Origin of the sequence: Enterococcus canis NBRC 100695 (assembly GCF_001544375.1) — a bacterium.
Classification (GTDB): domain Bacteria; phylum Bacillota; class Bacilli; order Lactobacillales; family Enterococcaceae; genus Enterococcus_H; species Enterococcus_H canis.
Genome location: NZ_BCQJ01000004.1, coordinates 102706 through 125764 on the forward strand (window position 1 = coordinate 102706; position 23059 = coordinate 125764).

Here is a 23059-nt window from a genome sequence, read left to right on the forward strand (position 1 = left end):
CTAATTTTTGTGATTAGACAGGTGATTCACCAACTGCTGCAGCTTGGCAATAGTAGCTGGGGACAGTGCTGGATCGATCACCAAAGTCGGTACACCCAAATCGGTATCTGGTCCGGTTGTGATGACGGCATCAATTACCAATTGACTTAGGTCACTTTCCTGATAGTGACTTTGAATAAGCAGCTGATAACGTCCATAGATCAACCGTTGAATCTGTTCCAATAAAAAGAATTCAACGGTGGGCGTCAAATCAGAAACTAACAAGATTTGACTACTAGTTTGCTGTTTCAGGCGTAATAACACCTCACTAGTTCCCGATAACAAAAGATAGGTGTACAGCTCACCAAAATCTGGATGCCAGCCACTATCAGCTAAAAATGCGGCAATCATCTGATAGGTACCAGTAACAGCTTGTAAGTCCATCTGGGCGACTACCGATAAAAAATCTTGTCGTGGCCGCCGTAAAACATCCAACGGTGGACAAGCAGCCGGATATAAAAAACTAGCATTTTGCAACAAAACAGTCAGCCGCTCTCGCTCTGTCCCTGAAAGCGGCGTCTGTAACAACTGATCAAAACAATCAATTAATTGCCTGTGCCATTGAAAGCGACGATGATAAATAGGATCCGTAAGGGCCTGTTCCAAATGGTCCGCACTAAAGATCAATTCATCATGATAATGGAGCCATAAGGCATCTTGTGCCTTACGTTCCGATAATTTCAAACCTAGCCGCGCCTGTAGCGCCTGTGAACAATTTGTCCAAGTTTTGCCTTCAGGCAGTTGGAAAGTTCGGCGCTTAGGAGCGATCCGATGACCGCGTTTGATGCGCCACATACTAATGACAAAAGATAGGCGAGCCCGTTCCACAAAAATCCGCTGATAACGAAAACCGTTTTGTTCTAAAAATTGATCAACAAACAGGGTGATATCTCGCGCTTCCAGTTCACTAAATAGATGCGACAGACCTAACTGACGTTCTTGAAAATAGCGATAATACAAATGGCGGATGACCGGCTCACTCCCTCCCAATCGCAGCGGGCGGTAATGCAGCTGAATCATCAATTTTTGCAATTCTTGTTCTACCCGTTTCAATGCTCGTTGTGTTTTGGAAAAGCTCAAAAAGAGTTGTTTAGCTAATTCTGCAATATTCTCGCAATGCTCATATAACAGCACTTCTAAGATTTGACATTCGGGTGACTGCGCTAATGCCCAACGATATACTTGACCAAAATCCGTCTGTTCAGCTAACTTCAAATGATAAAACCCTTTGTGTTTTTCAATTGCAAAGGCTGGCAACTCCTGTGCGATAAAACGTATGTCATTCAGCAGGACTGGCAGTGAACAATCTAATTCCGCCATCAACTCCTCACTGGTGCGTTCGCCTTTTGTATGTAGCGCCTCTAACAGCATCAATTGCCGTTTCAATGTATTCCCCAACAATGCCCGTAGGTCCATGGTGCCTCCTCTTGCCCTTTTTTCAACTGTAACAAAAAAGGCGCCAACTGTGAAGAAAAACGACAAGTGCAAAAAAAGACTAGCACATAACTCAAAAAGTTATGTGCTAGCCTCTTCTTAGATTTTAATGATGTTTTGTTTCAAATAAAGGACTTACTGGTTTATTTTCGTGGATCCGTTTGATGGCATCGCCAATCAATGCGCCCACACTTACTTCGTCAATCTTATCGATTTTACGGTCATCAGACAAGTAGATTGAATCTGTTACAACTAAGCGTTCAATCGCAGAGTCTTGGATACGTTGCAACGCTGGACCAGAAAGGACTGGATGTGTACAAGAAGCATAAACTTCTGTCGCGCCAGCTTCTTTTAACGCATTTGCCGCCAAAGTGATGGTGCCGGCTGTATCGATCATGTCATCGATCAAGACACATTTTTTCCCTTTGACTTCCCCAATAATGTTCATGACTTCTGCCACGTTTGCCCGTGGACGACGTTTGTCAATGATAGCAATTGGTGATTTTAAATATTCTGCTAATTTACGTGCACGTGTCACACCACCATGGTCAGGTGAAACGACTACGACGTCATCCCCTTGGATATCACGGTCCATAAAGTAATCCGCAATCAGTGGAGCCCCCATCAAGTGGTCGACAGGAATATCGAAAAAGCCTTGGATCTGAACGGCATGCAAATCTAGTGTCAATAAGCGTGTTGCACCGGCCGTTTGTAACATATTTGCGACTAATTTAGCCGTGATTGGTTCCCGCGCGCGAGCTTTGCGGTCTTGACGAGCATAGCCGTAATAAGGCATCACAACATTGATCGTTTTAGCGCTAGCACGTTTCAGGGCATCAATCATAATCAAAAGTTCCATCAAGTTGTCATTGACTGGGCTGCTAGTAGATTGAATCAGGTACACATGTGATCCACGGATACTTTCTTCGATGTTGATTTGGATCTCGCCGTCACTGAACTGGGTAACAGATGAACGACCTAGTTCAACGCCCACGGCATCGGCGATTTTTTGCGCCAAAGGACGATTCGAGTTCAACGAAAAGATTTTTAATCTGGGATCAAAGTAATGTTTAGACATGGAGACCTCCGCTTTCTATTGTTCGTACACGTACTTCCTTGTAAATAGTAGTCATTTTTCACAGAAAAATCAAGTGTTTTCCAATACTTACTGGTGATAAGGTAATTTTTTTGCGTAGTCTGCTTTGTTTTCTTGCCGTGCTCTGGCGATAGCTAAGGCTTCCGCCGGCACATCTTTGGTAATCGTAGAACCAGCCGCGATGAAACTATCTGCTCCAATTTCAAGCGGTGCCACTAGATTCGCATTACAGCCGATAAAAGTGCGATCGCCCACATTCGTGTGGTGCTTATTTTTGCCATCATAATTCACAAAGACCGTCCCACAACCAACATTGATATCTTCCCCTAAAGTTGCATCGCCAATGTAAGTCAAGTGGCCTACTTTAGTTCCCGTTCCCAACTGGGCATTTTTAACTTCAACAAAATTCCCGACATGGACCTGACTTGCTAATTCCGAATTTGGACGCAAGTGTGCCATTGGTCCCACATCAGCTTGACTATGCACGATACTTTGCTCCACCACAGAAGAAGTGATGGTCACCGCATCTTCAATGACACTATCCACAATCTCACTATTAGCCCCAATAAAACAATCGGCACCAATTACGGTTTTTCCTTTCAAGTGTACGCCTGCTTCAATAATCGTATCAGAACCAATCACCACACCAGCATCGATATACGTTGCGGCAGGATTTTCAAAGGTCACTCCATTGCGCATATGTTCCGTATTGATACGTTGACGCATCAAGCGGTTGGCTTCTGCTAGCGCTACCCGATCGTTCACACCCAAAGATTCATTGAAGTCTTCAGACTTGAAGGCCGCTACCGTTTTGCCATCGTTTTTCAAAATTTCAATAATATCCGTTAAATAATACTCGCCCTGCGCATTATCGGTCCCAACTTTTTCCAAAGCCGCAAAAAGCGCTTCGTTATCAAAACAGTAAGTTCCGGTATTGATTTCAGTCACCCGCGCTTCTTCCGGAGTAGCGTCTTTTTGCTCGACGATTTTCTCAACGATACCAACATGGTCGCGTAAAATCCGGCCATAACCAGTAGGGTCAGCCGCTGTAGCCGTTAAGATCGTCGCGCTCGCTTGCTTGCCTTGATGATAATCAAATAAGTCTTCCAATGTTTCTGCTGTTAGTAGGGGGGTATCGCCACTAATCACTAAGGTGGTGCCTTTTTTACCAGCTAAAAATTCTTTCGCCTGTAAAACAGCGTGTCCTGTCCCTAATTGTTCCGCTTGCAAAGCATATTGGCTACGCTCACCTAACTGCGCTTTGACTGACTCAGCCCCATGACCTACGATGGTCACGACTTCGGCAGGATCCGTTTTTAAAACTTGCTCCAGAATCAATTCCACCATTGGTTTACCTGCTACTTTATGTAATACTTTGTACAATTTTGATTTCATACGGGTGCCCTTGCCCGCTGCTAAAATGATCGCGTATCGTGCCACTAAGTCCACTCCTTCAAATTTATCTTTCGCCTTCAAGTGTAGCCTACTCCCTGTAATTATTCAAGAAGTCCCGACTCAAAGGATAATTGGTCTAGGTCTTATAAAATACGCCGCTCACCCAATTGTTAGCAACTAACATGGGCGGGCGGCGAGCTTACTTTTATTGGAAGTAATTTCCAGGTACCACATTGATGGTTTTAGTCCGCGTATCGACATCTTGGACGAACAATAGTGACGTATAATCATCAATTGCCCGAACTCCGTTAAATTTAGATTCCGCAAAGACTGTGATGCCAACTAATTCTGCTTCAAACTCTTCAATGAGGCTCTTCATACCATTAACGGTACCGCCGCCTTTCATGAAATCATCCACGACTAATACCCGTGAACCGCGTTTCAAACTGCGTTTAGATAATTCCATTTTTTCGATTCGTTCTGAAGAACCGGAAACATAATTAACACTAACCGTGGACCCTTCCGTGATTTTTGAATCACGACGGACAATCACAAACGGCACATTCAAATAATAAGAAACTGCTTGGGCGATAGGTACCCCTTTTGTTGCCACCGTCATAACGGCATCCACTTTTTGGTCCAAATATTTGCTAGCGATGATGCGACCTACCTTGCGTAGCAATTCTGGTTGACCTAATAAATCAGAGAGATAAACATAGCCTCCTGGCAACAGGCGGTCTTGCTCCGATAAGCGGTCACAAAGTTCTAAGATATATTCCTTGGCATCGCCATAGGGAATCTCAGGAATAAATTGCACCCCACCAGCGGCACCTGGAATAGTTTCCAGATTACCAGTACCTCTTTCTTTAAAGGTTTTTTTTATGATAGCCAAATCTTCACTGATAGAAGATTTCGCTGAACTATAACGTTCTGCAAAAAAAGTCAATGAGACGAGCGTATGAGGGTGATCCAATAAATATTGCGTCATATCGATCAAACGTTCACTTCGACGTACTTTCACACATGTCACTTCCTTTCAAATTTTCGTCTTTCATTATACGGAGTAACCGTGAAAAAAGCGAGTGTTTTCTTAATAAATTACAAAATTGTTCGCTATTTATCAGCAGAACAACAAAAAAAGAGAGGAAATTTTCGCAATTTCCTCTCACGCTTTAGCGCAGCTGTTTCCTTCTTTGTAACATGACTCTTAATTTTTTTAAGACATTTACTAGCAAGAATAAACCAATAAAAATCAGGGTAATGGTCGCACCAGGCGGTGTGTCCCAGGAATAAGAGAAAGTCAGCCCCGACATCATACCCACAAAGCCAACAATGATACTGATCCAGATCACCGCTTGAAATCCCCGTCCCAGACGCATCCCAATTGCAGCTGGTAAGACCATGATGGCTGAAATCAACAAAGCACCAGCAATTGGAATCATCATGGCAATCGCCACACCGGTCACGACATTAAAGGCCATTGACATCCAATGAATCGGTAACCCATCTACATGGGCCGTATCCTCGTCAAAGGTCAGTACATACATCGGACGCCGGAATAAGAAAAAGGCAACCAGTAAGACGACGAATAAAATACCTAAGGTCCAAACCTGTCCCCAAGTAATCGTAACGATGGAACCAAAAAGGTACTGCTGAATACTGGTGGCAGAATTACCTCCGGTTAAGTTCATGAGAACCAACGCTAACGCTAAGCCGCCTGACATCAAGATTGCAATCGAAATCTCTGAGTAGGTACTGTAGATCATACGTAAATACTCTAAGATGACGGCCGAAATTACCACAACGACTAAAGTCATAAGGCTCGGATTCCAATTAAGGAAGAAGCCTAGTGCGACCCCAGCTAAGGAAACGTGGGATAATGTATCGGCCATTAGCGATTGGCGCCGAATGACTAGGAAAACGCCCAATAATGGCGCGATCACCGAGATAAAACCCGCTGCTAGAAATGCCCGTCTCATGAATTCATATGAAAACAACGCCATTGTGAATCCTCCTTCCGTACTAAACGAATCTGCCGATCGGCATACTGCTTGATATCTTCATGGTCATGGGTAATCATCAAAATCGCTTTATCATGAACATGAGCATTATGCCGCAGCAACCGATAAAACTCGTTCCGTGACTCCTCATCCATGCCAGTAGTTGGTTCGTCTAAAATAAACAAATCAGGATCTGTGGCAAAGATTCGCGCCAAACTGATACGTTGCTTTTGACCACCAGATAATTCGCCAATTCGCTTGTGACGCATTTCCCACATACCAACTGCTTTCAAAGCTCGTTCCACATGATCTTGGTCCCGCTTAGTCAACGGTTTGAACCAACGTCCGCGAGCATAACGACCCGAACGGACCAGTTCTAAGACGGTACTAGGAAAGCCGGCATTAAAGGAAGCAATTTGCTGCGGAATATAGCCAACGCTAATTGGCGCTCCTGCGGCATTGGTCTTGGCAATCGTTACTTCGCCTTTGGTGGGCTTTAATAAACCTAGCGTACTTTTAATCAATGTTGATTTAGCCGCACCATTCTCACCTGTTAAGATCACAAATTCACCAGGATCGACATAATAAGAGACATCTTCTAACACTGGCTCTTCATCATAATAAAAAGTCAGGTCTTTTACTTCAATATAGTGCATAAGACGCTTCCTTTCTTCGCAAATTAATGGATGCTTTTTTGCAGATTTTTTAGATTATCCCGCATCACAGAAAGATAATCAGCACCCTTGTCTTGTTCTGCTTGACTCAAACTTTCCAGCGGATTCAAAACTGATAATTCTACGTTCGCTTCTTGCGCTAAGGTCTCCGCAATTTTAGATGAAGCAGATTTTTCAAAATAAATCACTTTTAAGCCGTGATCTTCCACATAGTGTTTTAATTCAGCGATTCGACTAGGCGAAGGCTCTTGATCCGGTGAGATTCCTGAAATAGATTCCTGCGTCAAATCATATTGACGGGCCAAATAGCCAAAGGCCGCGTGCTGCGTCACAAATGTCCGTTCTTTTGCATCTTTGAAAGCAGCTTGAAATTCCCCATCCAAATCAGTTAACTTGGCTTGGTAGGCAGTACTATTTTTGGCGAAGGTATCTTTTTCAGCTGATTTTGCTTCAGCTAACCCTTTTTCAATCGTCGCTACTTCCTGTTTGGCCAAGACGGGATCTAACCAAACGTGAGGATCCAATTCATGCTCGTGGGCATCCTCTGCCTCATGATCATGCTCCTCCGAATCATGGTCGGCGTCATGATCAGCATCCGCTTCATGCTCATGCGCCCCACCTTCCATCAATTGAATGCCTTCACTGGCTTCAATGACTTTCACTTTGCTCGGATCAATATTATCCAACACTTTAGCGACCCAGGTTTCCATTTCATCACTATTGTAAACAAATACCTCAGCATCGGAAATTTTGGCTAAATCTTTGGCGCTGGGCTCATAATCATGGGGTTCAGTCCCAGCTGGGATCAATAATTCAACATTCCCCGCATCTCCGACGATATTTTTAGTAAAATCATACATTGGATAAAAAGTCGTAATCACCTTTAATTCTTCATTATCAGTATTCTGCGCTTTATTTTGTTGCCCACAGGCGCCTAATAGCAATAGCGTTGCGCCGGTTATGGCTAGTCCTAATAATTTCTTCATCTATATTCCCTCATTCCGATTTATCGTGATCAAATCGTAACATTTACGATTTAGCAGTAAGAACTAATTTAGCAGACTAACGGACCAACGTCAACAAAAAAAGAGACTAAGAAAAAATTCTCAATCTCTCGTCATCAAAGCTGGTACTAAGTGTACTTCATCGCAAAACCCTTTTAAGCCATTGTACACGCGTTGGGCACGGCTATGCTGCTTGCATAAAGCAAACACGGTTGGGCCACTGCCACTCATTAAAGCCGCATCCGCTCCGTAGCGCATCATTCGGTCCTTAATTTTCTGAATAATGGGGTGGCGGGGAATCGTGACCGCTTCTAAACTGTTGCCCATCGCCGCCAAAATGGCAGCATAATCCTGCGCTATAACCGCTCGCTCTAAGTCTCTCACTGGCGGATGTGGGATCGTCGCCAAATTTAACTCCTTAAATACCGAGCCCGTCGAGACACCCATCCGTGGTTTCACCAAAATAATCCAGCAAGGTCCAAAAGCTGGTAAAGGTGTCACAGTTTCGCCCCGCCCTGTCACAAAAGCCGTATTACCATACAAGCAATAAGGAACGTCCGATCCAATTTCGGCTCCTAAGGCTGCTAATTCTTCATTAGAGTAGCCCAACTGCCACAGCCGATTCAAGCCACGCAAAGCAGCTGCACAGTCACTACTGCCACCAGCTAAGCCAGCAGCTACGGGAATATGCTTATCGATATAAATATGTACGCCTGTTGTAATCCCAGCCTTTTTCATCAACAATTCGGCTGCTTGGTAGACATGATTTTTACGATCAGTCGGCAAAAAAGCCAAATTGGATTCCAATTGGATCTGTGGTTGCGGCAAGGGGGTGAAGGTCAAGTGATCTGCCAAGTCAACACTCGTCATAACCATCTCCAACTCATGATAGCCATCCGCGCGCTTGCCGACAACATCTAACCCCAGATTGATTTTTGCTGGTGCTTTCTCAATGATCTCCACGATCTGCACTCCTATCTTTAAACTAACTGCTTGATTATAGCCCATTTTAAAGGAAAATTCATCCCTATGCCAACATTTTGGACATAGAAAAAGAGCAGCCTAGGCTGCTCCTTCTATATTATACTGCTTCTCCCAAAAATTCGATCTCAACGGTTTTAGTCAATACATCGGAATAGCTGTATGAAACACGTTCAAATGAATTTTCTTCCGGATCAAGATCGACTACAAAAACAGATGGATAAGTTTCTGTCAAAACGCCTTTACGCTCTGTTTGACGTTTGCGACCAGTCTGTGCGACTAGTAGGATCTCGCTTCCAATACGGCACTCTAAATCTTTTTTGATCGTAGCTAAAGTTGTTGGCATCTGCTTCACCTCGAAGCATAGTATAACATAAAATAATAAAATTTTCAAGTTTACCATAACATTATTTTTAAATCAATCATTTTATGATTTTTTTTATTTTTGCCTTTAACAACTCTAATATTCGCCTTCTTGTAAATGTCGTTTCAGCTTGCTGCGAACTCGATACAAAATTCTGCGCTGACTACTTTCTTCAGCCTCGTTGATGGGCGAACGCATTAAATAATGTGCCAAAGTCTCCAACTCCTGAAAAGATAACTTCCCTGTAAAATCTGCAAATATTTCCTGATAAAAGGGCTGTAACGCCTGATAGTCTGCCACCGTCTCATGCAGTCCGGCCTCTTCTAAGGGAATCAGCGGCTGTTCTGAGCGCCGCTTAGCAGCATTGAAATAACGAACCTCGCTAATCAGACGACGATTAAAATTTAATTTGAAATAAGCACCTAAGGTTGGACCTTTGCCTGCATCAAAGGTCTGGAGAGTTTGATAAAAACTAACAAACCCTTCTTGTAACCAATCCTCATGATCCCAGCCGGGAATATAATACTTTTTCTCCAAACTTAGTACTACTGGCAAATATGTTTGATACTGTTTTTTTAATTCCAAACCATCTAAATGCAAAAACCATGACTTCCTTTCTATCCAAACTAACAATCGTCGACTATTGTTACGTTTATGATAAAAAGAAAGTCATGGTATTCCTAGCGAACATACGTTTATTACACGTCTCGTGACAAATCTTCCAACTTTTGGGAAAGTTTTGCAAGTTGATCTTCCGACCAAGGAGAGTTGCGGCGATACTGCTCAAAATACAATTCTTTTGAATGTTCCGCAATTTGTTTCTCTGTTTTAAGAACATCTTTGTAGAGTTCATTTGCCGATTTACGCAAAGCACCTTGTGAAAAAACCACCCACTGCTCAGCCAAATCGCTAGTGGCTACTGTTACTTGGGTCGTGATTGTATTGCGCTCACCAGCGACCCGCTCGATATAACTGTCGGCAGTTTCCTCTTCCTTAGTAAAAACGACGGTTAACAGATATTTCTTATAGCTTTTTTGAATTCCTGGCACTAGCTGGGCATCAAAGACCACAATTGTTTCGAGGTCTTCGTACTTCGCGTAATTGGATAAACGGTGTAGTAGGCGGTCGCGGGCTTCTTCTAAACGATCTTGTTTTTTCAGCTGAGACAACTCAGGCCACGCGCCAATCATATTATAACCATCGACGATCAACAGGGGTGTCTTCATTGCCCACCGCCTCCTGGGTGTCGTTGCCGGAAAGCTTCATACATTAGTAAGCCAGCTGCGACACTAGCGTTTAAGCTTTGAACATGACCTACCATCGGAATCGTAATCAAGCCATCCACGGCTTTCTTCAAGCCGGCACTCATGCCTCGGCCCTCATTGCCAATAATCAAAGCCGTTTTGCCAGTGGCATTCCACTGACGGTAATCAGTGCCCGCCATATCGGTACCAAAAATCCAGAAACCAGCTTCCTTCAATTGCCCGATAGCCTGAGCCAAATTCGTCACGCGCGCAATGGGAACATATTCGACTGCCCCGGTTGAGGTTTTAGTCACGATGGACGTCACCCCCACCGCTCGATGTTTTGGAATAATAATTCCCGCCACACCCGTTGCATCGGCGGTTCGCAAGATAGAGCCAAAATTATGCGGATCCTCCAAGCTATCCAAGATTAGAAAGAACGCATCGGCTGGCGCTTGCTCTAGCAATGTATTTAAAGTCAAATACTCATAGGGCGTAACAGCTAAGACCATTCCTTGATGGACCCCGTGATCACTCATAGTATCTAGCTTGCTTTTAGGTACCCACTTAACTGGCACCGACTCTTGTTGCGCCAAAGCTTTAAGTTCTTCGATCCGGTCACCTTTTGCATCTTCCTGTAAAAATAGTTTATTACCGCGATGTTGCTGCATAGCTTCCACCGCTGCATGATGGCCAAAAACAAAGTCCGTCTGTTCTGGCGTCTCAGGAGCTGCTACTTCTGGCTCCCGTTCCCGGTTTCGACGTGGTTTTTTATCTCGATCTCTAGTGGGACGTTTATTTTTCTTCATTTTGTTCACCTACTTTCGTAATACACCATTTAATTAACTCCTCTAAGCGCTCCTGACGTCCTAACAGATGCAAGTAGCCCATCAAGGCCTCAAAGCCCGTAGCGGTCCGGTAAGTCATAATATCCGCGTTTTTCGCGCTAGTATGACTCTTCGCATTCCGGCCGCGTTTATAGATGCCGACTTCCTCTTCTGTTAACAGCTCTTCTGTCAACATACCTTGAATCAGCATTGCTTGTGCCCCTGCCGAAACATAATAAGTAGCGCGGCGATGGAGCTGGTTAGGTTTCGTTTCGCCTGTGCTGACTAAATGATCACGGACATAGATTTCATAAATAGCATCGCCCACATAGGCCAACGCTAAACCATTTAATTGTTCATAATTTGCCATTAGCTTCTTCTCCAGCGGGTTCCCTGAGGTGTATCCTCTAACACGATCCCTTGTTCCTTCAGTAAGTCTCTGATTTCATCGCTACGGGCAAAATTTTTCTCCCGGCGAGCTTGATCTCGTTCCAGCATCAACGCATCGATTTCTGCATCTAATAATTCATCTTGCGTGAAATAGATCCCAAAAATGGCCAACCAGTCATGCAATTGTTGCGCCGCTTGGTTCAAGACTTCTGCTGAAACCGTGGTTTCTGTCAAATACTGATTGATCCACTTAGCAAATTCATAGACCACCGTGATACCATTGGCTGTATTAAAATCATCATCCATCTCAAAAATAAACCGTTCATTGTATTCCTTAATGACCGCTGATCGTTCTGGGTCGGCTACTGCTCCGGCTGTCTCCAAACGGAATTGTAGATTCTCCACCGTATTTTTTAGTTTTTGCAAATTACTTTCCGCGTCTTTGATGGTGGCATCACTGTAGCGAATTGGTCGGCGATATTGAGTTGTCGCCATGAAAAAGCGTAAAATCTGCGGATCCAATTTCGTTAGCATTTCATGAACGGTTACAAAGTTTCCTAAAGATTTACTCATCTTCTCATCGGTTTCTCCAACTGTGACATAGCCGTTATGCATCCAGTAATTAGCAAAGCGTTCGCCGGTTTTGGCTTCACTTTGCGCAATTTCATTTTCGTGATGGGGAAATTCCAGATCTTGACCACCACCGTGAATATCGATGGTATTCCCTAGGTGCTTGGTGGCCATCACCGAGCATTCGATATGCCAGCCAGGGCGACCGGGGCCCCATGGTGATTCCCAGAAAATTTCATCGGGCTTGGCTTTTTTCCAAAGAGCAAAATCTAACGGATCTTCTTTGCGGATAGCCTCTTCTCCAGTTCGTTGACTAGCACCCACTTCTAACTCATCCAAAGATTGGTGGCTCAATTCACCATATTTGCCAAACTTACGAGTACGGTAATAGACGTCCCCGTCAGCCGTATAGGCGTAGCCCTTTTCAATCAAGGCCGCGATAAATTCTAAGATGTCGGGCATATGGTCCATTACCCGCGGATTAGCAGTTGCTGGTTTGACGTTTAAGGCCGAAGTATCTTCTTTGAACGCCGCGATAAAGCGATCTGCTACTTCAGGGGCAGTGATACCTAACTCCTTAGCTGCTTTGATGATTTTATCATCAACATCGGTAAAGTTTGAAATATAGTCCACTTGGTAGCCACGATATTCAAAATAGCGGCGAATCGTATCGAAAGCAATCGCGCTGCGGGCATTCCCGATATGGATATAGTTATAGACTGTTGGTCCGCAGACATACATTTTGACCTTGCCGGCCTCTAATGGCTCGAAAACTTCCTTTTCCCGAGAAAGGGTATTATAAATTTTGATCATTGTTCCACCTTTTTTCCTTTTATTCTAACAACCTTAGCTGGAATCCCGACTGCGGTTGCTTCAGCGGGGATATCTTTCATCACTACAGCGCTGGCACCAATCCGAGCCCCTGCCCCAATCGTAATGGGGCCTAAAATCTGAGCATGAGCGGAGATCAAAGCACCGCGTTTGATGGTGGGATGACGCTTACCATCCTCTTTGCCAGTTCCCCCGAGGGTCACACCATGAAATAGTACAACATCGGCTTCTACCACGGCGGTTTCGCCAATCACTAATCCCATCCCATGATCAATAAAAACGCCCGGCGCAATTACCGCCCCCGGATGAATCTCAATCCCTGTAATCATCCGCCAAAATTGGGCGTTGATTTTTGCCAATAAGTACAGCTGATGAGTAAATAAAAAATGGGAAAGTCGATGCCAAAATAAGGCATGGACTCCAGGATACGTTAGCACGATTTCTAAAGTCGAGCGTGCCGCCGGATCATTTCGTTTGGCTGCAGCAATACTTTTCTGCCACCATCCCATAAAGTTCCTCCTTTCTAACAAAAAGACGTCTCTTGAGCTGAGCTCAAAAGACGTCTAGACGTGGTTCCACTTTTGTTTGCAGTAAACTGCCTCTAACTTGTAACGTAAGTGAACCGTCTCAAACTACTTGTCGTTTAAGCCACTCCCAGATGCATTTCCAAAAAGCGCAAGGAACGTTCGCACCAACCACGTTCTCTCTGAACTTTTGCCTTTTGTACTTCTTCTGTTCATTGTGTTTATAGTACTTGATTCAAATGTGCTAAAGCTTTTTCTTTACCTAGTAATTCAATCGTATCCGGTAATTCAGGGCCATGCATTTGACCAGAAACCGCCACGCGAATCGGCATGAAAAGATTTTTTCCTTTAACGCCTGTTTCTTTTTGAACCGCTTTGATTGCCGCTTTGACTGTTGGGGCATCTACAACGTCTAGCGCTTCTAATTGTGCTTTGAAGGCTGCCAGAACTGTTGGCACCGTTTCACCAGCTAAAACTTCTTTGGCCGCTTCATCTAATACTGGATGTTCGTCAAAGAACATTGTCGTCAACGGCACGATTTCTGCCGCATAACTCATTTGTTGTTGATACAAGCTGACTAATTTTTTGACCCATTCAATCGTTTCAGCATCTGGTTCTGCTGCCACTCGGCCGGCAGCCACTAGATAAGGCAATGACATATCGGTCAACTCATCTAAGTTGAATTGCTTCATGTATTGGTTGTTGACCCATTCTAATTTTTTCGCATCAAAAGCAGCCGGTGATTTGCTCAAGCGTTCTGGATCAAAAATCTTGATTAATTCCGCTTGGGAGAAGATTTCTTCTTCCCCAGTTGGCGACCAGCCTAATAGTGCGATAAAGTTGAACATGGCTTCTGGCAAGTAGCCTAACTCCCGATACTGTTCGATAAATTGCAGAATCGTTTCGTCACGTTTGGATAATTTTTTACCTGTTTCGGAATTAATAATCAACGTCATATGACCAAAGATTGGCGCTTTCCAACCAAACGCTTCGTAAACCATCAACTGTTTTGGTGTGTTGGCAATATGGTCATCTCCCCGCAAAACATGGGTGATTTTCATCATATGATCATCTACAGCAACGGCAAAGTTATAAGTAGGCATGCCATCACGTTTTAAAATGACAAAGTCGCCCCCAACGCTATCTGATTCAAAGGTAATTGCTCCTTTAACCATGTCGTCAAATTCGTAAGAGGTATTACGCGGCACACGGAAACGAATAACCGGTTGTAAGCCTTGCGCTTCTTTTTCTGCTTGTTCTTCTGGGGTTAAATGCGCACATTTACCAGAGTAATGCGGCATTTCCCCACGTGCCCGTTGTGCTTCCCGTTCTGCTTCTAGCTCTTCTTCGGTACAATAACACTTGTAAGCCCGGTTGCTAGCCAACAGTTGGTCAATCAAAGGTAAATAGATATCTTTCCGTTCAGATTGACGGTAAGGACCATAGGCACCTGGATTAGCTGGAGATTCATCCCATTCCATACCTAACCAAGCAAGGTTTTCCAACTGGCTTTTTTCACCGTCAGCAATATTGCGTTTTTGGTCAGTATCCTCAATACGAATAATAAAATCGCCGTCATTGTGGCGGGCAAATAAATAATTGAAAAGAGCCGTACGAGCATTTCCGATATGGAGATGACCCGTAGGACTTGGCGCGTAACGTACACGTACTTTTGTCATTCTTCATTCCTCTTTCCTTCTAATAGCGCCACTGCAATGGCACCTAGACCTTCTTCGTGACCAATAAAGCCCATTTTCTCCATCGTAGTAGCCTTCAGATTGATCTGGGCCACTTCGATTTGACAAGCTTGGGCAATATTTCGTTTCATCTCAGATAAGTAAGGTTTCATCTTTGGTCGCTCAGCTAAAATTGTACAATCAATGTTGCCAATAGTAAAGCCGCAAGTCTGAACTTCTTGATAGGCTTGACGCAATAATTCTTGTGAGTCGGCTCCAGCGAAGGTTGGGTCGGTATCTGGAAATAAATGCCCGATATCACCCAAGCCAGCCGCCCCTAATAAAGCATCCGTAATGGCATGTAACAATACATCCGCGTCAGAGTGTCCTAACAAACCCTTATCAAAAGGCAATTGAACACCGCCGATAATCAGCGGGCGCCCGGGTACCAACTGGTGGACATCAAAACCTTGCCCAATTCGTATCATGCTCTTTTCCTACTTTCTCTTTGCAATCGTTTCGCCAATAAACATATCTTCTGGCGTTGTCAGTTTGATATTTTCATAACTGCCAAGCACCATCTCAACGCTGCGTTCACTAAAAACTTCAATTAACGAAGCGTCATCCGTACCTAAATAATGAGCGGCCTGGGCTTGCTGGTGGACCAAAGCCAGTTCAGTCCCCAAAAAGGCCTGTGGCGTTTGGACTTGCCACAAAGTCTCTCGGGGAATCGTTTCTACTACTTTGCCATCAAGGACCTTCTTAATCGTGTCTTTCACTGGTACGCCTAAAATCGCCGCCCCGCTTTTTAATGCCCGTCGGTACAAATCCTGTAGCTGCTTCGCGGTAACAAAGGGGCGGGCCCCGTCATGGACCATCACGATCCGTTCAAGGGATTTCACCGCTTGTAAACCAGCAAAGACGCTATCCTGCCGCTCCTTGCCTCCCACCACTACCGAAATGGCCGTCTGATGCTTAAAAGGCAAGCGTTTAATGATAGGGCGAATCAGTTCAGCTTCTTCTGCTTGAATCACCAAGATGACATGCTGACAAGCTGGATCTTTCAAAAAAGTCTCTACAGAATAGCTTAGTACGGGACGACCTTGCAGATGCAGCAGCACTTTGTTCCGGCTAGCCTGCATCCGCCGACCCTGCCCCGCTGCCAAAACGATTGCTTCATAACCGTTAGCCATTCTTTTTCCCAGAACCTTGGTCATTGATACCGCGGCTTGAATGCGCTGGTTTTGCAAAGATCATGCGACCCGCAGCCGTTTGCAAGGCGCTAGTCACAATGACACTTAGATGCTCATTCATATAGTGCTGGCCATCTTCCACGACGACCATGGTCCCATCATCAAGGTAAGCCACACCTTGTTGGCGTTCAGTTCCGGCTTTGACCACTGTTACATTCATAGATTCACCTGGAATCACCACTGGTTTAACCGCATTAGCCAACGCATTGATATTTAAAACTGGGACATTTTGGAACTCGGAAACTTTATTTAAATTGTAGTCGTTGGTGACAACGATTCCGTCTAGCATCTTAGCTAGCTTGATTAATTTACTATCCACTTCATTAATATCTTCGAAGTCGCCTTCGTACATTTCTACCTCGATATCCTCTTCTTTTTGCAAGGCATTCAAGATATCCAGGCCGCGGCGTCCTCGTACCCGTTTCAAGCTATCACCGGAATCAGCAATATACTGCAATTCATATAAGACAAAATTAGGAATCATTAAGACCCCTTCGATAAAACCGGTCTTGGCAATATCATAGATACGACCATCAATGATGACACTGGTATCTAAAATTTTGTATTTATGGAAATGATCATCGGCTTTACGTTCTAACATTTCCCCAGACTCTGCTTCGGGATCGTTTTGTTTTTTCTGCTTAGGTGCAAATAGTTTTTTCCATTCTTCGATACGGGTCGTCCCAATACGAAAGCCGAAGTAGCCAAAAATCACCATGATGACGATGGGCAATACGCTATTAAATAGCGGCAGACCAATATTTGATAACGGGATAGAAATCAACACACCGATCACTAGCCCAAGAATCGTCCCCAGACTCCCAAACAACAAGTAAGTCGAGCTCATCTCACTTAATGTCTTTTCCATTTTTTTGATACCCAGCTCGATATATTTTGCTAACAGTAGGGATAATAAAAAGAAAATAATGGCACCAATCAAACTGTTAGTAAAGGTATTATTGAGCCACTGATTGTGGTCTAAATTCGCCATGCCCCAAGCCATCGGTAAAAAGGAAATGCCAAGACTGGCTCCTACGACGACCATCAGCACGATGATAACGCGTCTCTGCATGATATGCCTCCTAAATAGTTGCGGTGGCTCAGGCCACCGCTAACTGAGTTGTATTAATTTGGAAAAACTTTCCGCAAGGTCTCCCCTAATGTGGTAACACCGATAATCTCGATGCCTTGCGGTGGCGTCCAACCACCTAAATTATTCTTAGGCAGATAGACTTTGGTAAAACCTAGCTTTTGCGCTTCTTGGACGCGCTGTTCGATACGGCTAACCCGCCGAATCTCACCAGTTAAGCCGATTTCTCCGATAAAACACTCCGTCGGTCGGGTGCCTTTTTCTTTGTAGCTGGAAGCAATGCTGACCGCCACGGCTAAATCAATGGCAGGCTCATTTAATTTGACACCACCAGCGGCTTTTAAATAGGCGTCTTGATTTTGCAGTAACAAGCCGGCCCGTTTCTCTAGGACTGCCATGATTAACGAGACTCGGTTAAAATCTAAGCCGGTAGTCGTCCGCTTAGCATTTCCGAAAATACTCGGGGTCACTAGCGCTTGAATCTCTACTAAAATCGGACGGCTGCCTTCTAAGGCTACCACAATTGCAGAACCGGTAGCCCCGTCTAAGCGTTCCTCTAAAAAGACTTGCGATGGGTTCAACACTTCTTCTAAGCCATGCTCCCGCATTTCAAAGATACCAATTTCATTGGTCGAGCCAAAGCGGTTTTTTACGGCTCGTAGAATCCGAAACGTATGGTGTTTCTCCCCTTCGAAGTACAGCACAGTGTCGACCATATGCTCCAACATCCGAGGACCTGCGATAGAGCCTTCTTTAGTCACATGACCGACAATAAAGATCGCGATTTGATTGGTCTTAGCCAGCTGCAGTAGCTCCGCCGTGGTTTCTCTAACCTGACTGACGCTACCTGCGACACTGGTAATATCCGGCTGTGTCATGGTTTGAATCGAGTCAATCACCACAAAATCCGGCTGTAGATTTTCGATTGCTTGCCGCACTTCCCGCATGTCCGTTTCCGGATACAAATAAAAGTCGGTGCCACCAGTACCTAACCGTTCCGCGCGCATTTTGATTTGTTCAGCACTTTCTTCACCGGAAACATAGAGAACCGTCCCCCCGGTTTCCGCCAACTGGTGGGAAACTTGTAATAGCAGAGTGGACTTGCCAATTCCGGGGTCCCCCCCGATCAAAATCAGACTACCCGGCACCACCCCACCGCCTAAAACACAGTTTAACTCTTCTAGTTTAGTTTTGACTCGGGGTTCTTTTTTAGGAATGATTTCTGTCAATTTTTGCGGTTGGACTTTGCGCCCACTTAAATCAACCCGGGAACGCCGATCTGAGGAATCTTGGATTTTCTCCTCTACCAGCGTGTTCCATTGCCCACAGTTGGGACAACGACCAAGATATTTAGGTGAAGTGTAGCCGCAGTTTTGACAAACAAATTGAATTTTTGCTTTTGCCAATGCAATTACCCCTTCTCAACAGTGTCAGAAGAGCCAAAGCCGCCGGTTCGCGTTTGACCTCCTTGATCCTGATCCGCTTTTAAAAACGGTAAAAAGATTCCTTGGCCGATCCGTTCCCCTTTTTTAATCACGACATCCGTTAAACCAAAATTCAAAAATTGAAACATGATATGGCCTTCATTGTCGGGATTATTATAATAGTCGGCATCAATGACCCCCACACCATTAGCTAATTGCAAAAAGCGTTTGAGGGGATTACTGGAACGATTGGCTAGTTGTAAATATTCTTCTTGGCCCATATACGCTTTGATGCCAGTTGGTACTAAGACTGGTTTTAGGTCTTTGGTGACTGCTTCCCCTTTTAGATGGGCTGTTACTTGAGCAATCCCCGCCGTTACACCTGTTTTCCAAATGCTGGGAATCACGACATCTGCAGCAGCCTCAAAATCATAACCCGCCGCGTCTTTCGTTGCGCGAGTTGGTAGATGGAGCTCTTGTCCGTTAAAGGACGAAACGATTTCAAAACCGCGAATTTTCATGGAAAAACTCCTTTCAAAGTTAGCTTTATTCTACCATATTTAGCTACGCTTTTTTAGAAATATGGAAACTTTCTTTATCTTTTCTTACTTTTCAAACTTTCTTCAATTTCTTGACGAGAGCCTTTAGAAGCATCCTTTTTTCTGGCTCGTCTCGTTACTAAGAGGCACAATCCTTCAATATTTTTTAATCTTTTTTTAATCTTGTGGATTTGCTATAATAGGAGACAACTTTTACCGAGAGGATGTGGGAAAATGACGACTGTTTATAATTTTTCAGCGGGGCCAGCCACGCTGCCGCCCCCCGTCTTAGCGCAGATACAGGCAGAACTACTAGATTATCATGGTAGCGGTATGTCGGTCATGGAACTGAGTCATCGTTCAGCCTTATTTGGCGAGATCTTGCAGGAGGCGGAAGGTCGTTTACGACAGCTAATGACGATTCCCGACCATTATGCCGTGCTATTTTTACAGGGAGGTGCCAGCCTACAATTTTCTATGGTGCCACTAAATTTAGCAGGGCAACAGACTGCCTATTATTACGATACCGGTATTTGGAGTGCGAAAGCCATACAAGCGGCCCAAAAAGTGGCCAACGTTCATATATTAGCTTCCAGCAAAGAACAGCACTATCATCAGCTCCCCCACTTCCAACCAGCACCTACTGAGGGCGCTTATTTGCACATAACTACGAACAATACCATTGTTGGCACCATGTATACCGAGCTACCAGATCATGGTAGTCTACCCCTAGTAGCAGATATGAGTTCCAATATCTTATCGGTTGACTATCCAGTCAGCGAATTCGGTTTGATCTACGCTGGCGCTCAAAAAAACCTAGGGGCAGCGGGGGTTACCATCGTGATTGTTGATAAAAACCTTCTTCCAGAAAAAGAAGGTGCCATTCCCATGCTGGATTATCGTCTGCAAGCGCAGCAGCCTTCACTTTATAATACGCCACCCACCTTCGGTATCTACGTAGTCAATCTTATGCTTGCCTGGGTCCAAGCCCAAGGCGGAATTCCTGCCATGACGCAAGCCTGTCAGCGTAAAGCAGGTAAATTGTATCATTATTTGGATCATAGTCCGCTTTTTTCTGCCTATGTGCGCCAAAATCGGTCTCTCACCAATATTCCATTTACCACCGGCTCCCAAAAACTAGACGACACCTTTATTCAAGAAGCCGCAGCAGCGGGTTTCATGAACTTGAAAGGCCATCGCACGGTCGGCGGTATGCGTGCTAGCTTGTATAATGCTTTCCCAGAAGCTGGCGTCGATGCTTTATTAACCTTTATGGCCCGCTTTGAGGAGGTTAATCAATGAGCCCTGATATCCAAACGTTTAACGTGATTGCCAAAGAAGGGCTAGCTAAACTTCAGCAGGCAGGCTTCACCCTCAACCAGACGCAAGCACCCATAGCAGCTTTAGTCCGCAGCCAGCCACTCCATGATTGGCAATGGCCTAGCAGCTTACTGGCGATTGCTCGTGCCGGCGCCGGGACTAATAATGTACCGTTAGAGCGGGCTACTGCCGCGGGCGTCGTCGTCTTCAATACGCCAGGGGCAAACGCCAATGCAGTGAAAGAACTGGTCCTGGCAAGTCTTTTATTATCGGTTCGGCCAATCCTCAAAGGTGCCCAGTGGGTCCAGACCTTAACGGGAGATATTAGTTCTCAAGTTGAACAGGCAAAGCAGCAGTTTTCCGGAACGGAGTTAGAAGGAAAACGATTAGGCGTGATTGGTCTAGGTGCGATTGGTGCCTTGGTAGCTAACGATGCCTATCGTCTTGGTATGGAAGTCGTGGGATATGACCCCTTCGTCTCGGTAGACACTGCCTGGAATATCTCGCGCCGCGTGCACCGAGCGGCAGATTTATCGACGATTCTGGCCTGTGACTTTATTACACTTCATATGCCTCTAACAGACAAGACGCGCCATTTTATTAACGCTAAGCTGCTGCAAAAAATCAAACCAAAAACGATTTTACTAAATTTCTCCCGCGGTGAGTTAGTGGATACTCCCTCACTGTTAGCCGCTTTGGCTGAGAATCGCTTAAAGGGTTACGTAACAGATTTCGCGGAAGAAGCTTTGCTGCAGCAAGAGAACATTCTAGTCTTGCCACATCTGGGGGCTGCAACTATTGAAGCTGAAGTCAACTGTGCCAAAATGGCGGCTAAATCCTTAGTCCGCTTTTGGGAAACCGGAGCTATCACCCACTCAGTGAATTTTCCTACCGTAGATATGGCCTTTAATTCGCCTTTACGGATTACAATCATTCACGAAAACGTCCCTAATATGCTAGGTCAGATTTCCACTACCGTTGCAGATTTTGGTTTGAACATTGACCATTTAATCAATAATAGCCGTGGCGATTATGCTTACACTATGATTGATGTATCAAACATTCCGCAAAAAAGCCCCGCTTTATCTCAAAAATTGCAAGAGTTGGACCACGTCATTCGTGTCCGCTTTATTAAAAATCAAAGGCAGGTGTCAGATTAATGGTTACGATTCGTCCGTTTAAAAATTTAGGGCCCGCTAAAGAGTTGGCTGCGCAAGTCGCCTCACTCCCTTATGATGTTTTGAATACACAAGAAGCTCGTGCGATGGCACAGGACGCGCCCTATTCTTTCTTGCATATCGATAAAGCCGAAATCGACTTGCCTGTAGAAACAGCACCCGATAATCCACTAGTCTACCAACAAGCCGCGGACAATTTGAGGGATTTTAAACAGGCTGGCTGGTTAGTCAAAGATCCGCAGGCGACCTTTTATATTTACCGGTTGACCATGGGCAATCATGTACAGACGGGCCTGGTGGCTTGTGCCGCAATCGCTGATTATGTGGCCAACCGGATTAAAAAGCATGAATTGACTCGACCAGACAAAGAGCTGGATCGTATTCGCCATAGTGAAGCCTGCGATGCAAACACCAGCCCCGTTTTCCTAACCTATCGACCCCAGCCAACTATCCAACAGCTGCTACTAGCAAGCACTCAAACCGAACCGCTTTATGACTTCACAAGTTTCTATGAGGTTCGACATCAAGTTTGGCCAGTGGCGTCTCAGCACATTGCATCTTTAGTAGCCGCTTTTGACCAAGTACCCGCTCTTTATATCGCTGATGGTCATCATCGAACCGCATCGGCTGTAAAGGTCGGACAAGACCTGGCTATACGGTTTCCCGAAGCAGCCCGGGAATCAGATTACTTTTTAGCGGTACTTTTCCCTAAAGATGAATTGAATATCTGGGACTACAACCGACTGATCACCGCCCCACTACCAGATACTTTTTGGTCTGATCTGCAAGCAATTGCAGAGATTAAAGAAAGTAATGATACCAAGCCTCAACCGCAAGTAATCAAAATGTACGTCGCCGGAAAATGGTATCAGTTAACCTTCAAAAAGCCTTTAACTACGGCTGATCCCACAAAGGTTTTAGATGTTAGCCGGCTCCAGCAAGAAGTAATTGCGCCAATTTTTGGTATCAAGGATGTGCGCCGAGATGAACGAATCACATTTGTTGGTGGTATTCGCGGACTGTCGGCGCTAACCCAGGCCGTAGACCAAGCCCAAGCAACGGTCGCCTTTGCCTTAGCGCCGCCAACCATGGACCAGCTATTGCAAGTGGCAGATGCAGGCGAGATTATGCCGCCTAAATCTACTTGGTTTGAACCAAAGTTATTAAGTGGATTATTTCTCCATGAATTTGAAAGTCCTCAGTAAC

At 44.9% G+C, this 23059-nt stretch carries 24 protein-coding genes and 1 other annotated feature; of the genes, 3 read left to right on the forward strand and 21 right to left on the reverse strand.

Going from position 1 to position 23059, the window contains the following annotated elements; all coding sequences use genetic code 11:
* The 21 genes from ECA01S_RS07515 to ECA01S_RS07615 form a co-directional block, all read right to left on the reverse strand.
* Nucleotides 1-1455 (reverse strand): AcpB/EbpR/MafR family transcriptional regulator, encoded by a 1455-nt coding sequence (locus ECA01S_RS07515; protein ID WP_067393453.1) that lies wholly within the window; start codon nt 1453-1455, stop codon nt 1-3.
* Between the two features lie 124 nt (nt 1456-1579).
* Nucleotides 1580-2551: a ribose-phosphate diphosphokinase gene (locus tag ECA01S_RS07520; protein ID WP_067393455.1), complete on the reverse strand. Its 972-nt coding sequence runs from the start codon at nt 2549-2551 to the stop codon at nt 1580-1582.
* Nucleotides 2552-2638: 87 nt separating this feature from the next.
* Complete coding sequence (gene glmU / locus ECA01S_RS07525; protein ID WP_071858976.1) at nt 2639-4018, reverse strand: bifunctional UDP-N-acetylglucosamine diphosphorylase/glucosamine-1-phosphate N-acetyltransferase GlmU; 1380 nt, start codon at nt 4016-4018, stop codon at nt 2639-2641.
* 151 nt (nt 4019-4169) lie between these two features.
* Complete coding sequence (purR, locus tag ECA01S_RS07530; protein ID WP_067393456.1) at nt 4170-4985, reverse strand: pur operon repressor; 816 nt, start codon at nt 4983-4985, stop codon at nt 4170-4172.
* 151 nt (nt 4986-5136) lie between these two features.
* Entirely contained in the window at nt 5137-5967 is an 831-nt protein-coding gene (locus ECA01S_RS07535; RefSeq protein ID WP_067393458.1) for a metal ABC transporter permease, read from the reverse strand.
* Entirely contained in the window at nt 5940-6620 is a 681-nt protein-coding gene (locus tag ECA01S_RS07540; RefSeq protein WP_067393461.1) for a metal ABC transporter ATP-binding protein, read from the reverse strand. Before ECA01S_RS07540 ends, ECA01S_RS07535 begins: the two co-directional genes overlap by 28 nt.
* A gap of 23 nt (nt 6621-6643) precedes the next feature.
* On the reverse strand, nt 6644-7624 hold the full coding sequence (locus ECA01S_RS07545) for a metal ABC transporter substrate-binding protein (protein WP_067393463.1): 981 nt from the start codon (nt 7622-7624) through the stop codon (nt 6644-6646).
* A 120-nt stretch (nt 7625-7744) separates the two neighbouring features.
* The gene (ispE, locus tag ECA01S_RS07550) at nt 7745-8605 is read right to left on the reverse strand and encodes a 4-(cytidine 5'-diphospho)-2-C-methyl-D-erythritol kinase (RefSeq protein WP_067393466.1); all 861 of its coding nucleotides are present in this window, start codon (nt 8603-8605) and stop codon (nt 7745-7747) included.
* A gap of 118 nt (nt 8606-8723) precedes the next feature.
* On the reverse strand, nt 8724-8969 hold the full coding sequence (locus ECA01S_RS07555) for a Veg family protein (RefSeq protein WP_067393469.1): 246 nt from the start codon (nt 8967-8969) through the stop codon (nt 8724-8726).
* A 114-nt stretch (nt 8970-9083) separates the two neighbouring features.
* Entirely contained in the window at nt 9084-9572 is a 489-nt protein-coding gene (locus tag ECA01S_RS07560; RefSeq protein ID WP_169792769.1) for a sigma-70 family RNA polymerase sigma factor, read from the reverse strand.
* A 113-nt stretch (nt 9573-9685) separates the two neighbouring features.
* The gene (locus ECA01S_RS07565) at nt 9686-10213 is read right to left on the reverse strand and encodes an NYN domain-containing protein (RefSeq protein WP_067393473.1); all 528 of its coding nucleotides are present in this window, start codon (nt 10211-10213) and stop codon (nt 9686-9688) included.
* A complete protein-coding gene (gene rlmB, locus ECA01S_RS07570) occupies nt 10210-11040 on the reverse strand; it encodes a 23S rRNA (guanosine(2251)-2'-O)-methyltransferase RlmB (RefSeq protein ID WP_067393476.1) in 831 nt (276 codons plus the stop codon). Before rlmB ends, ECA01S_RS07565 begins: the two co-directional genes overlap by 4 nt.
* A complete protein-coding gene (locus ECA01S_RS07575) occupies nt 11027-11428 on the reverse strand; it encodes a Mini-ribonuclease 3 (RefSeq protein ID WP_067393478.1) in 402 nt (133 codons plus the stop codon). The genes rlmB and ECA01S_RS07575 overlap by 14 nt, the downstream gene beginning before the upstream one ends.
* Complete coding sequence (gene cysS, locus ECA01S_RS07580) at nt 11428-12831, reverse strand: cysteine--tRNA ligase (protein ID WP_067393481.1); 1404 nt, start codon at nt 12829-12831, stop codon at nt 11428-11430. Before cysS ends, ECA01S_RS07575 begins: the two co-directional genes overlap by 1 nt.
* The gene (gene epsC, locus ECA01S_RS07585) at nt 12828-13358 is read right to left on the reverse strand and encodes a serine O-acetyltransferase EpsC (RefSeq protein ID WP_067393483.1); all 531 of its coding nucleotides are present in this window, start codon (nt 13356-13358) and stop codon (nt 12828-12830) included. Before epsC ends, cysS begins: the two co-directional genes overlap by 4 nt.
* Nucleotides 13359-13401: 43 nt before the next feature.
* Nucleotides 13402-13598 (reverse strand) — a binding site (T-box leader).
* Entirely contained in the window at nt 13595-15052 is a 1458-nt protein-coding gene (gene gltX / locus ECA01S_RS07590) for a glutamate--tRNA ligase (RefSeq protein WP_067393485.1), read from the reverse strand. (Overlaps the previous feature by 4 nt.)
* Nucleotides 15049-15537: a 2-C-methyl-D-erythritol 2,4-cyclodiphosphate synthase gene (gene ispF, locus ECA01S_RS07595; RefSeq protein ID WP_067393486.1), complete on the reverse strand. Its 489-nt coding sequence runs from the start codon at nt 15535-15537 to the stop codon at nt 15049-15051. The genes gltX and ispF overlap by 4 nt, the downstream gene beginning before the upstream one ends.
* Before the next feature lie 9 nt (nt 15538-15546).
* Nucleotides 15547-16242, reverse strand: coding sequence for a 2-C-methyl-D-erythritol 4-phosphate cytidylyltransferase (gene ispD, locus ECA01S_RS07600; protein ID WP_071858968.1), 696 nt, complete (start codon nt 16240-16242; stop codon nt 15547-15549).
* Nucleotides 16235-17374 carry a PIN/TRAM domain-containing protein gene (locus ECA01S_RS07605; protein WP_067393490.1) on the reverse strand — a complete coding sequence of 380 codons (1140 nt, stop codon included), beginning with the start codon at nt 17372-17374 and terminating at the stop codon, nt 16235-16237. The genes ispD and ECA01S_RS07605 overlap by 8 nt, the downstream gene beginning before the upstream one ends.
* 53 nt (nt 17375-17427) lie before the next feature.
* Nucleotides 17428-18798, reverse strand: coding sequence for a DNA repair protein RadA (gene radA, locus ECA01S_RS07610; protein ID WP_067393493.1), 1371 nt, complete (start codon nt 18796-18798; stop codon nt 17428-17430).
* A gap of 5 nt (nt 18799-18803) precedes the next feature.
* Nucleotides 18804-19337, reverse strand: a complete 534-nt coding sequence (locus tag ECA01S_RS07615; protein WP_067393496.1) for a dCTP deaminase/dUTPase family protein — start codon at nt 19335-19337, stop codon at nt 18804-18806.
* Between the two features lie 252 nt (nt 19338-19589).
* Between ECA01S_RS07615 and serC the strand changes: the two genes are divergently transcribed.
* From serC to ECA01S_RS07630, 3 genes are read left to right on the forward strand one after another with little or no spacing between them, the layout of a single operon-like run.
* Nucleotides 19590-20657 (forward strand): 3-phosphoserine/phosphohydroxythreonine transaminase, encoded by a 1068-nt coding sequence (gene serC / locus ECA01S_RS07620; protein WP_067393498.1) that lies wholly within the window; start codon nt 19590-19592, stop codon nt 20655-20657.
* A complete protein-coding gene (locus ECA01S_RS07625; RefSeq protein WP_067393501.1) occupies nt 20654-21835 on the forward strand; it encodes a phosphoglycerate dehydrogenase in 1182 nt (393 codons plus the stop codon). The genes serC and ECA01S_RS07625 overlap by 4 nt, the downstream gene beginning before the upstream one ends.
* Complete coding sequence (locus ECA01S_RS07630) at nt 21835-23058, forward strand: DUF1015 domain-containing protein (protein WP_067393504.1); 1224 nt, start codon at nt 21835-21837, stop codon at nt 23056-23058. The genes ECA01S_RS07625 and ECA01S_RS07630 overlap by 1 nt, the downstream gene beginning before the upstream one ends.
* The last annotated feature ends 1 nt before the right edge of the window (nt 23059 follow it).

Coding starts and splice junctions, on each gene's coding strand:
- ECA01S_RS07520 (WP_067393455.1), bottom strand. CDS start 2,551: ATGTCTAAACATTACTTTGATCCCAGATTAAAAATCTTTTCGTTGAAC.
- ispD (WP_071858968.1), bottom strand. CDS start 16,242: ATGGCTAACGGTTATGAAGCAATCGTTTTGGCAGCGGGGCAGGGTCGG.
- ECA01S_RS07615 (WP_067393496.1), bottom strand. CDS start 19,337: ATGAAAATTCGCGGTTTTGAAATCGTTTCGTCCTTTAACGGACAAGAG.
- ECA01S_RS07605 (WP_067393490.1), bottom strand. CDS start 17,374: ATGCAGAGACGCGTTATCATCGTGCTGATGGTCGTCGTAGGAGCCAGT.
- ECA01S_RS07575 (WP_067393478.1), bottom strand. CDS start 11,428: ATGGCAAATTATGAACAATTAAATGGTTTAGCGTTGGCCTATGTGGGC.
- rlmB (WP_067393476.1), bottom strand. CDS start 11,040: ATGAAGAAAAATAAACGTCCCACTAGAGATCGAGATAAAAAACCACGT.
- cysS (WP_067393481.1), bottom strand. CDS start 12,831: ATGATCAAAATTTATAATACCCTTTCTCGGGAAAAGGAAGTTTTCGAG.
- ECA01S_RS07535 (WP_067393458.1), bottom strand. CDS start 5,967: ATGGCGTTGTTTTCATATGAATTCATGAGACGGGCATTTCTAGCAGCG.
- ispF (WP_067393486.1), bottom strand. CDS start 15,537: ATGATACGAATTGGGCAAGGTTTTGATGTCCACCAGTTGGTACCCGGG.
- ECA01S_RS07630 (WP_067393504.1), top strand. CDS start 21,835: ATGGTTACGATTCGTCCGTTTAAAAATTTAGGGCCCGCTAAAGAGTTG.
- ECA01S_RS07555 (WP_067393469.1), bottom strand. CDS start 8,969: ATGCCAACAACTTTAGCTACGATCAAAAAAGATTTAGAGTGCCGTATT.
- ECA01S_RS07540 (WP_067393461.1), bottom strand. CDS start 6,620: ATGCACTATATTGAAGTAAAAGACCTGACTTTTTATTATGATGAAGAG.
- ECA01S_RS07625 (WP_067393501.1), top strand. CDS start 20,654: ATGAGCCCTGATATCCAAACGTTTAACGTGATTGCCAAAGAAGGGCTA.
- epsC (WP_067393483.1), bottom strand. CDS start 13,358: ATGGGATGGTGGCAGAAAAGTATTGCTGCAGCCAAACGAAATGATCCG.
- ECA01S_RS07515 (WP_067393453.1), bottom strand. CDS start 1,455: ATGGACCTACGGGCATTGTTGGGGAATACATTGAAACGGCAATTGATG.
- serC (WP_067393498.1), top strand. CDS start 19,590: ATGACGACTGTTTATAATTTTTCAGCGGGGCCAGCCACGCTGCCGCCC.
- ECA01S_RS07545 (WP_067393463.1), bottom strand. CDS start 7,624: ATGAAGAAATTATTAGGACTAGCCATAACCGGCGCAACGCTATTGCTA.
- gltX (WP_067393485.1), bottom strand. CDS start 15,052: ATGACAAAAGTACGTGTACGTTACGCGCCAAGTCCTACGGGTCATCTC.
- ECA01S_RS07565 (WP_067393473.1), bottom strand. CDS start 10,213: ATGAAGACACCCCTGTTGATCGTCGATGGTTATAATATGATTGGCGCG.